Consider the following 7,632-nt stretch of genomic DNA (forward strand, 5'->3'; position numbering starts at 1 on the left):
GCGGAGGGCCAGCTGGTGGTCAGTCCGAAGGTGGCCTGGGTGTGCCGCCGGAAGGTCATAGCGGGCGCCGACCCTTGTTCGCTCCCCCTCAAGTTGATGATGCTCCTGCTGACAATGACGGCTTTCCCGATGCGCCGCTGCTCGAAAGCACCCCACCTGCAACGCCGGGCTTTGGGGGAGACGCACCCGCGGCAACGATGCCGGACGTCAAACTGCCGGGCATCACCAACTATGCGCCGGCCAACCAGCAAACGCCGCTGGCCACCGGGAACCTCGGCGAAATCACGCTCGGTGCGCAGCTGACGGAGAATGCCAAGGAGATCCCGCGCGGCCTGGTGTGGCGCGTGTTCAAGCCCGACGCCGGTGAAGACGGCAAGCTGCCTCTGGTGGCTTCGGTTCAAGGCGGTACGAGCGTGTTCCAGCTGGAGCCCGGCAGTTATCTCGTTCATGCCGCTTATGGCCGTGCGGGCGTCACCAAGCGCATCAGCGTGACGCGGGAGCCGAAGCGCGAAAGCCTCGTGCTCGATGCCGGCGGGTTGAAGCTCGACGCTGTTCTGTCGGGCGGCATGCGCATCCCCTCAGACAAACTGCGCTTTTCGATTTTCGATAGCCATTCAGACGCGACCGGCGAGCGCGCGCTGATCATCCCCGATGTCAGCCCAGGCACGGTCGTGCGGCTGAACGCCGGCACCTACCATGTCGTCTCGACCTATGGCACGGTGAATGCCGTCATCCGCTCCGATATCCGCGTGGAAAGCGGGCAGCTGACAGAAGCAACGGTCGAGCACAAGGCCGCGCAGATGACCATGAAGCTGGTGCGCGAAGCCGGCGGTGAGGCCATCGCCGATACGGCTTGGTCCGTGGTCAACGGGTCCGGCGATATCGTTCAGGAGAATGTTGGCGCTTTTGCTTCTATGGTGCTGGCGGAAGGCACCTACACGGCCGTCGCGAAAAACCGCGACCGCATATATAGCCGCGACTTTACAGTGCTTGCCGGGCGCAATCAGGATGTCGAAGTGTTGGCAACTGAAGGCCAACCGGCAAGTCCTGCTGAGGTCACCAGCGAATAGCCATCGACCAAACGCTAGTACAGCGGATCGATCACCGCTCCGCCTGATCGCGCATCATCACCATCCGGTGAAAGGCCGAACACGGCAGCGCGCAGATGCGCCGTCAGCGCCTTGCGGTCGCGGAACGGCTCCAGCGACGACCAAGGCAGCACCTCGCCGATGCGCGCCTGGACCGAACCGCCGGACAGCTTGGTGAACTCTCGCACCAGCATCGACATGCGGGCAGTCAGCGAAATGTGGCTGGCAAGGTGGAACAGTCGGCCGTTCTGGCCGGCAAAGTGGATCGGTACCACGCTGGCCTGCGCATCCTGGATCAGTCGCGCCGGAAACAGCTTCCACGGCCAATCCGCTGCACGGCCCCAAGGCTTGGTCGCGGTTGCGACGGCACCCGCCGGGAAAACGACGATCGTCACGCCCTGCCGGATCAGCTCGAGCGCTTCACGCCGCACAGCCATTGTTTCGCTGCGCTTCCTTGGTTTCATGAAAGTCGATCGGTAGCGAATGAGGCCGCATTTCCGGAATGCGCAGCAGCTCTGAATTGATCAGCACGCGGAACGGGCGGCCAAGCTGCTCGGCCAAAGCCAGCATCGCGATGCCGTCGCCGATGCCATAGGGATGATTGGCCACGAGCATCAGCCGATCGTCGGGTGCCGCTTTCGGCAACGCACCCTGAACCGCAAGATCGATGTCGATCAGTTCGAGCATACGGCCGAAAACGCGCTCGTTCGACGGCACGATCTCGCCGCGCCAGATCCGGTACAGCGCCTCGTAGTGACGGCGGCCCGAAAGCTGTTCGGACAGTGTGATGATCTTGCGGCCAAGCCAACTCTCCACGGCATCAGCGTAGGAGAGCGCGGAAAGACCGGAATCAAGCGTGGCTTGGCTGCTGTGCATGGTCTTTCATGCGCAGCAGCCAGTGACAGGCGTGTGAAGCCTGCGTGATGGTCCGGTGACGGTCAGTCGGTCTGACGTGCGAGATCGGGCGGCGTGGCTTCCGCGACCAGCATGGCCAGCGCTTCATCCAGCGACATCGCCGACTGATCGCGCGAACCAAGGCGGCGGATGTTGACCGCCCGCTCTTCCGCTTCGCGCTTGCCGCAAACGAGGATCACCGGCACCTTCGCCAGGCTGTGTTCGCGCACCTTGTAGTTGATCTTCTCGTTGCGAAGGTCGAGTTCGGCCAGAAGACCGGCCTTCTTCAGCACCTTCTGCACTTCGCGCGCATACTCATCCGCCTCGGAGGTGATGGTGGCGACTACGACCTGCACCGGCGCGAACCACAGCGGCATATGGCCGGCAAAGTTCTCGATCAGGATGCCGAGGAAGCGCTCCATCGAACCGCAGATGGCGCGATGGATCATCACTGGCTGCTTCTTCTCGGAATCGGAACCGATATAGAAGGCGCCGAAGCGCTCCGGCAGGTTGAAGTCGACCTGCGTCGTGCCGCACTGCCATTCACGACCAATCGCGTCCTTCAGCGTGTATTCGAACTTCGGCCCGTAGAACGCGCCCTCGCCCGGCAAGATGCCGGTCTTGATCTCCGGCGACTGCGCCTCGATCGTCTTGAGCACATCCATCATGACGCTTTCGGCGCGATCCCACAGCGCATCCGAACCAACGCGCTTTTCCGGCCGCGTCGACAGCTTGATCGTGATGCCCTCGAAGCCGAAGTCCTTGTAGACCGACAAGATCAGGTCGTTGATCGCCAGACACTCCGTGGCCATCTGCTCGTCGGTGCAGAAGATATGCGCGTCGTCCTGCGTGAAGCCGCGCACGCGCATGAGGCCATGCAGCGCGCCGGACGGCTCGTAGCGGTGAACGGCGCCAAATTCTGCGAGGCGGATTGGCAGTTCGCGATAGGACTTCAAGCCGTGCTTGAAGATCTGCACATGGCCGGGGCAGTTCATCGGCTTGAGCGCGAAGATGCGCTCATCCTCGGTCTCGTCGCCGGCGACCGTGACCTTGAACATGTTGTCGCGATACCAGCCCCAATGGCCGGAAGTCTCCCACAGACTGTGATCGAGCACCTGCGGCGCATTCACCTCCTGGTAGTCCCCCTCGAGGCGGCGGCGCATGTAGCTGACGAGGTTCTGGAACATCTTCCAGCCCTTGGAATGCCAGAAGACGACGCCCGGACCTTCTTCCTGGAAGTGGAACAGGTCCATCTCGCGGCCAAGGCGACGATGATCGCGCTTCTCAGCTTCTTCCAGCACATGCAGATACTGGTCCAGCTGCTCCTGCGTCGCCCAGGCCGTGCCATAGATGCGCGTGAGCATCGGGTTGTTGGAGTCGCCGCGCCAGTAAGCGCCCGCGACCTTCATCAACTTGAAAGCGTTGCCGATCTGGCCGGTCGAGGCCATGTGCGGACCGCGGCAAAGATCGAACCAGTCGCCCTGGTAGTAGATCTTCAGATCCTGACCCTCGGGGATCGCATCGATCAACTCGAGCTTGTAGCCCTCGCTCTTGTCGGCAAACACTTGCTTGGCACGAGCACGATCCCAGACTTCCCGGGAAAAAGGCCGGTTTCTCAGGATAATTTCCCGCATTTTCTTCTCGATTACGGGGAAATCGTCCGGTGTGAAGGGCTCTTTCCGGGCGAAATCGTAATAAAATCCGTTCTCGATCACCGGTCCGATCGTGACTTGCGTGTCCGGCCAAAGCTCCTGAACGGCTTCCGCGAGCACATGCGCGGTGTCGTGACGGATCAGTTCCAGTGCGCGCGGATCATCGCGCGTCAGGATCTCGATCTTGCCGGATGTGCCGAGCGGTTCGCTGAGATCGCGAATAGTGCCATCAACGGCATAAGCCACGGCCTTCTTGGCGAGCGACTTCGAGATCGACTCGGCCAAAGCCGCGCCGGTTGCTGCGGCGTCGTAGTCGCGCACGGAGCCGTCGGGGAATGTGAGGGAAACCTGGGACATGCTGTTCTCCATTATCCAGTCCCGCATACGAACGCGGGTGGTCACGCGCCATGTCAGGGCGCTGCGCGCATGTAGCGGGCGAAAGCCCATGCGTAAAGCCTAGTCGGCGCTGTGCGGCTTGCGTCCGAATGCCCAAAGGCGCCACGGCGTCCAAGGCGATACACGCGATCCGAGATCGTCCGGCACGACATCGATGCCATGCGTGCCCCCCGGGCCGCAACGAACCACGCGGAACAAGGACAGCCATCCACCGGACCACAGGCCGTGGCGCGCTATGGCTTCATAGGCATATTCCGAACAGGTCGGATAATGCCGGCAGCCATTGCCGATGAAGCCTGAAAGCGTCAGCTGATACAGGCGCACGAAGCCGGTGCCGAACAAACGGCCGGGGGTGCGGCGCCACGGGGCGGAAAAGTTACGGGCTGTCATCGGCCGCGTGCGCTTGCAAGTACGTTCTTGCAGCTTGAACCATCGGTGGAACTGATCGATTGGCCGTCACCCACACGAGTTCAAAGTCCACGCCATCGTAACCATGCGTAAGTTGATTGCGCATGGCTCGAGCTTCATTCAGCTCAAGCTCTGGATGCTTGTCTGCAAAGTCGGGGAACAGCCGGAGGATACGCGCAGCCGCCTCGCCGACGTTCTCGATGCACTTCCAAACGGAAAGGCGCACCAAACGGTGCGTTATAAAATCATCTCTCTTAACGCCTTCGATGATAGAGGCGACTTCATCGCCCCATTCCACCACGTCGCGGAGCAGTTCGTGCAGGCGCGTCTGCTTGTCCATCCTAGAGCGCAACCAGATCGCGTTCGATGCGTCGAGCAGAACGCGGATTGAAGCCGCCATCGGTCATGAGATCAACCTCCTTGCCGAGGACGGTGACCAACTCTTCTCGTAAAAGCCCAAGGTCCACTAGGGTGGTCACGCCGGAGACAGGCTCAACCATCAAGTCCAGATCGCTCGCTTCCGTGTCCTCCCCGCGCGCCACGGATCCAAACACCCGTGGATTGCTCACCGGATACTTTGCTAAAATCGCCAGCACCTCATCCCGATGCTTTGCCAACGCTTCGGAGGGACGCATAGCGGCTTCTCCTCACGCAGCCTTGTCGGCGTTGGCGCGCTCGATCTGGTCGATCGCATCCACCACTGCATCGAAGGTCAGCATGGTCGAGGCGTGGCGCGCTTTGTAGTCGCGCACGGGTTCCAGATATTTCAGATCTTCAAAACGGCCTTCCGGCGGGGTTCCGTTTTCCTTCAGCATGGCGTGCATGGTCTGGCGAAGGATTCGCAACTCGTCAGCGGTCGAGCCGACAACGTGCTGCGCCATGATCGCCGATGAGGCCTGGCCAAGCGCGCAGGCCTTCACGTCATGGGCAAAATCGGTGACGATCCCGTCTTCCATGCAGAGGTCGACGAGCACCGTGGAACCGCAGAGTTTGGAATGCGCTTTGGCGGTAGCATGGGGCGCATCGAGGCGGCCGGTGCGGCCGATATTTCCGGCAAATCCCAGAATTTTCGCGTTGTAGACTGCATCGATCATGTTGTTTCTCCGCAGCGGCGCAGCTTGAGCATGGTTTGCCGCGCGAACGCCTTCCTTTCGCACTCGGCTCTTCATATATAGGAGCACGGTTCATAAAGCGGCAAGCGCAGCTGTCGTAAGCTGATTTTTGAACCCAAACCGCCGCATTCGGCTGGAGCTTGCTCCCGCAAAACCGAACTCAGGCAGTGATCCGTTTAACTCGTCCCTTCCGCGAAAGGGACTACGGGAGACGCCTTATGGACGCCGTTCTGAAATCTCTTCCCCTCCGCGCTTCAAGCGAGACCAAGCGTCCGACCCAGGCCGAGGTCGAAGCGGCCGTTCGCACGCTCCTGCTTTGGACCGGCGACAATCCCGAGCGCGAAGGCCTGCTCGATACCCCGATGCGGGTCGCCAAGGCCTACAAGGAGATGTTCGACGGCTACAACAAGGATCCCGCCGAAGAGCTCGGCCGCACCTTCGAGGAAGTCGAAGGCTATCAGGACATGGTGATCGAGCGGGACATCCTGTTCCACTCGCATTGCGAACATCATATGGTGCCGATCATAGGCCGGGCGCATGTCGGCTATCTGCCGGACGGCAAGGTCGTCGGTCTGTCCAAGCTGGCGCGTGTCGTCGACATTTTCGCGCACCGCCTGCAAACACAGGAAGCCATGACGGCGCAGGTCGCAAACACCATCCAGGACATTCTCAAGCCGCGCGGCGTGGCCGTGATCCTGGAAGCCGAGCATATGTGCATGGCCATGCGCGGCATCCGCAAGCAGGGTGCGACCACGCTGACATCGACCTTCACCGGCGTATTCGCCGACAGCCCCGACGATCAGATCCGTTTTATGACCCTGCTGCGCACCAGCAGCAAGGCGTGAGATGAGCGGGGCAACTTTCCCGGTAGCACCCAGTGACAAGCGGGAGCTGGAAGAAGGCGCGGTTTTGTCGCCGCGCTTCAACAGCGACGGGCTGATCACAGCCGTCGTGACTGATGCCAGCGACGACCATCTTCTGATGGTTGCCCATATGAATGCGCAAGCGCTTCAGCTCACGCTCGACACCGGCATTGCGCATTACTGGTCCCGCTCCCGCAACCAGCTGTGGAAGAAGGGCGAGACCTCCGGCAACACACAGCAGGTTCAGGAAATCCGCGTCGATTGCGATCAGGATGCCTTGTGGCTACGGGTCAGGGTCGACGGAGATGGACTGTCCTGCCACACCGATCGCCGCAGCTGTTTTTATCGCGCGGTGGAGCGCAATGGGGATGGTGTCCGCCTCGTTCTGGCCAACGAAGGCTGATCGCATCCTCATCAGGGTTCGGTTCCTCTTTCATGCAATGTTCATGACGCCTTCTGCATAGTCGGCTGATCATGGACCGCGTTACGTCTCCCGCCGATCTGATCGAAATTCCTTCTCCAAAGCGGCAAGGCATCGCGCTGGCGCTTGGCGGCGGCGCGGCGCGTGGCTGGGCGCATATCGGCGTGTTGCGCGCGTTGGACGAAGCGGGCATCGCGGTCGACATGATTGAGGGAACGTCGATCGGCGCGCTGGTGGGTGGCTGCTATCTCGCCGGCAAGCTCGATGAGTTGGAAGCCTTCGCGCGCAGCCTGACCAAGCGGCGCATTTTCGGCCTGCTCGATCTGCGGCTTGGCGGCAACGGTCTGTTCGGCGGCATGAAGCTCGATGCGCGGCTTCAGGAGCATCTTGCCGGCAAGACCTTCAAGAACCTGTCGAAACCCTTCGTATGCGTAGCGGCCGAGCTTCGGACCGGACATGAGATTTGGGTGACTGATGGTTCGCTGGTGACGGCCATGCGGGCATCCTACGCCCTGCCCGGCGTGTTTGTGGATGGTGCGCTGGTCAATCCCGTACCTGTCTCGGTCTGCCGTGCTTACGAGCAGCCGCTCGTGGTGGGCGTGAACCTGCATTACGACCTGTTCGGCCGCGCCGCCGTGATCAAGCACAGCGCTGGCGAACTGGTGATTGCTCGGGATGCACCAAGACCCAAGAACGCTGCAACGCCGCCTACCGGACGCGAGTCGCGGCTGGGCGTGACTGGTGTAATGGTGGAAGCGTTCAACATCATTCAGGATCGGCTGTCGCGCTCGCGGCTGG

Annotated in this window: 9 protein-coding genes and 1 pseudogene; 4 read left to right on the top strand and 6 right to left on the bottom strand. The window is 61.5% G+C overall.

Going from position 1 to position 7,632, the window contains the following annotated elements; translation table 11 throughout:
• The first annotated feature begins 197 nt into the window (after positions 1-197).
• Positions 198-1,070, top strand: a complete 873-nt coding sequence (locus tag RTX98_RS18880) for a hypothetical protein (RefSeq protein ID WP_312798386.1) — start codon at positions 198-200, stop codon at positions 1,068-1,070.
• Positions 1,071-1,084: 14 nt separating this feature from the next.
• Here RTX98_RS18880 and RTX98_RS18885 read toward each other — a convergent pair.
• The 6 genes and pseudogenes from RTX98_RS18885 to RTX98_RS18910 all read right to left on the bottom strand — a co-directional run bounded on the left by RTX98_RS18885 (position 1,085) and on the right by RTX98_RS18910 (position 5,532).
• A pseudogene (locus RTX98_RS18885) lies at positions 1,085-1,964 on the bottom strand (lysophospholipid acyltransferase family protein).
• 62 nt (positions 1,965-2,026) lie between these two features.
• Positions 2,027-3,991 carry a threonine--tRNA ligase gene (gene thrS / locus RTX98_RS18890; protein ID WP_416223177.1) on the bottom strand — a complete coding sequence of 655 codons (1,965 nt, stop codon included), beginning with the start codon at positions 3,989-3,991 and terminating at the stop codon, positions 2,027-2,029.
• A gap of 99 nt (positions 3,992-4,090) precedes the next feature.
• Positions 4,091-4,420 (bottom strand): membrane protein insertion efficiency factor YidD, encoded by a 330-nt coding sequence (gene yidD / locus RTX98_RS18895; RefSeq protein ID WP_312798376.1) that lies wholly within the window; start codon positions 4,418-4,420, stop codon positions 4,091-4,093.
• Positions 4,407-4,778, bottom strand: a complete 372-nt coding sequence (locus tag RTX98_RS18900; protein WP_312798378.1) for a DUF86 domain-containing protein — start codon at positions 4,776-4,778, stop codon at positions 4,407-4,409. The genes yidD and RTX98_RS18900 overlap by 14 nt, the downstream gene beginning before the upstream one ends.
• 1 nt (position 4,779) lies before the next feature.
• On the bottom strand, positions 4,780-5,073 hold the full coding sequence (locus tag RTX98_RS18905) for a nucleotidyltransferase family protein (protein ID WP_312798380.1): 294 nt from the start codon (positions 5,071-5,073) through the stop codon (positions 4,780-4,782).
• 12 nt (positions 5,074-5,085) lie between these two features.
• Positions 5,086-5,532 (bottom strand): iron-sulfur cluster assembly scaffold protein, encoded by a 447-nt coding sequence (locus RTX98_RS18910; protein WP_312798381.1) that lies wholly within the window; start codon positions 5,530-5,532, stop codon positions 5,086-5,088.
• Between the two features lie 236 nt (positions 5,533-5,768).
• Here RTX98_RS18910 and folE point away from each other — a divergent pair, with 236 nt between their 5' ends.
• From folE to RTX98_RS18925, 3 genes are all read left to right on the top strand, one after another.
• Positions 5,769-6,395 carry a GTP cyclohydrolase I FolE gene (folE, locus tag RTX98_RS18915; RefSeq protein ID WP_312798382.1) on the top strand — a complete coding sequence of 209 codons (627 nt, stop codon included), beginning with the start codon at positions 5,769-5,771 and terminating at the stop codon, positions 6,393-6,395.
• Position 6,396: 1 nt separating this feature from the next.
• Positions 6,397-6,816 carry a phosphoribosyl-AMP cyclohydrolase gene (hisI, locus tag RTX98_RS18920; protein ID WP_312798383.1) on the top strand — a complete coding sequence of 140 codons (420 nt, stop codon included), beginning with the start codon at positions 6,397-6,399 and terminating at the stop codon, positions 6,814-6,816.
• Positions 6,817-6,887: 71 nt separating this feature from the next.
• The coding region (locus tag RTX98_RS18925; RefSeq protein ID WP_312798385.1) for a patatin-like phospholipase family protein at positions 6,888-7,632 on the top strand (745 nt) is incomplete at its 3' end.

Origin of the sequence: Tianweitania sp., from assembly GCF_032053605.1 — a bacterium.
Lineage (GTDB): Bacteria > Pseudomonadota > Alphaproteobacteria > Rhizobiales > Rhizobiaceae > Tianweitania.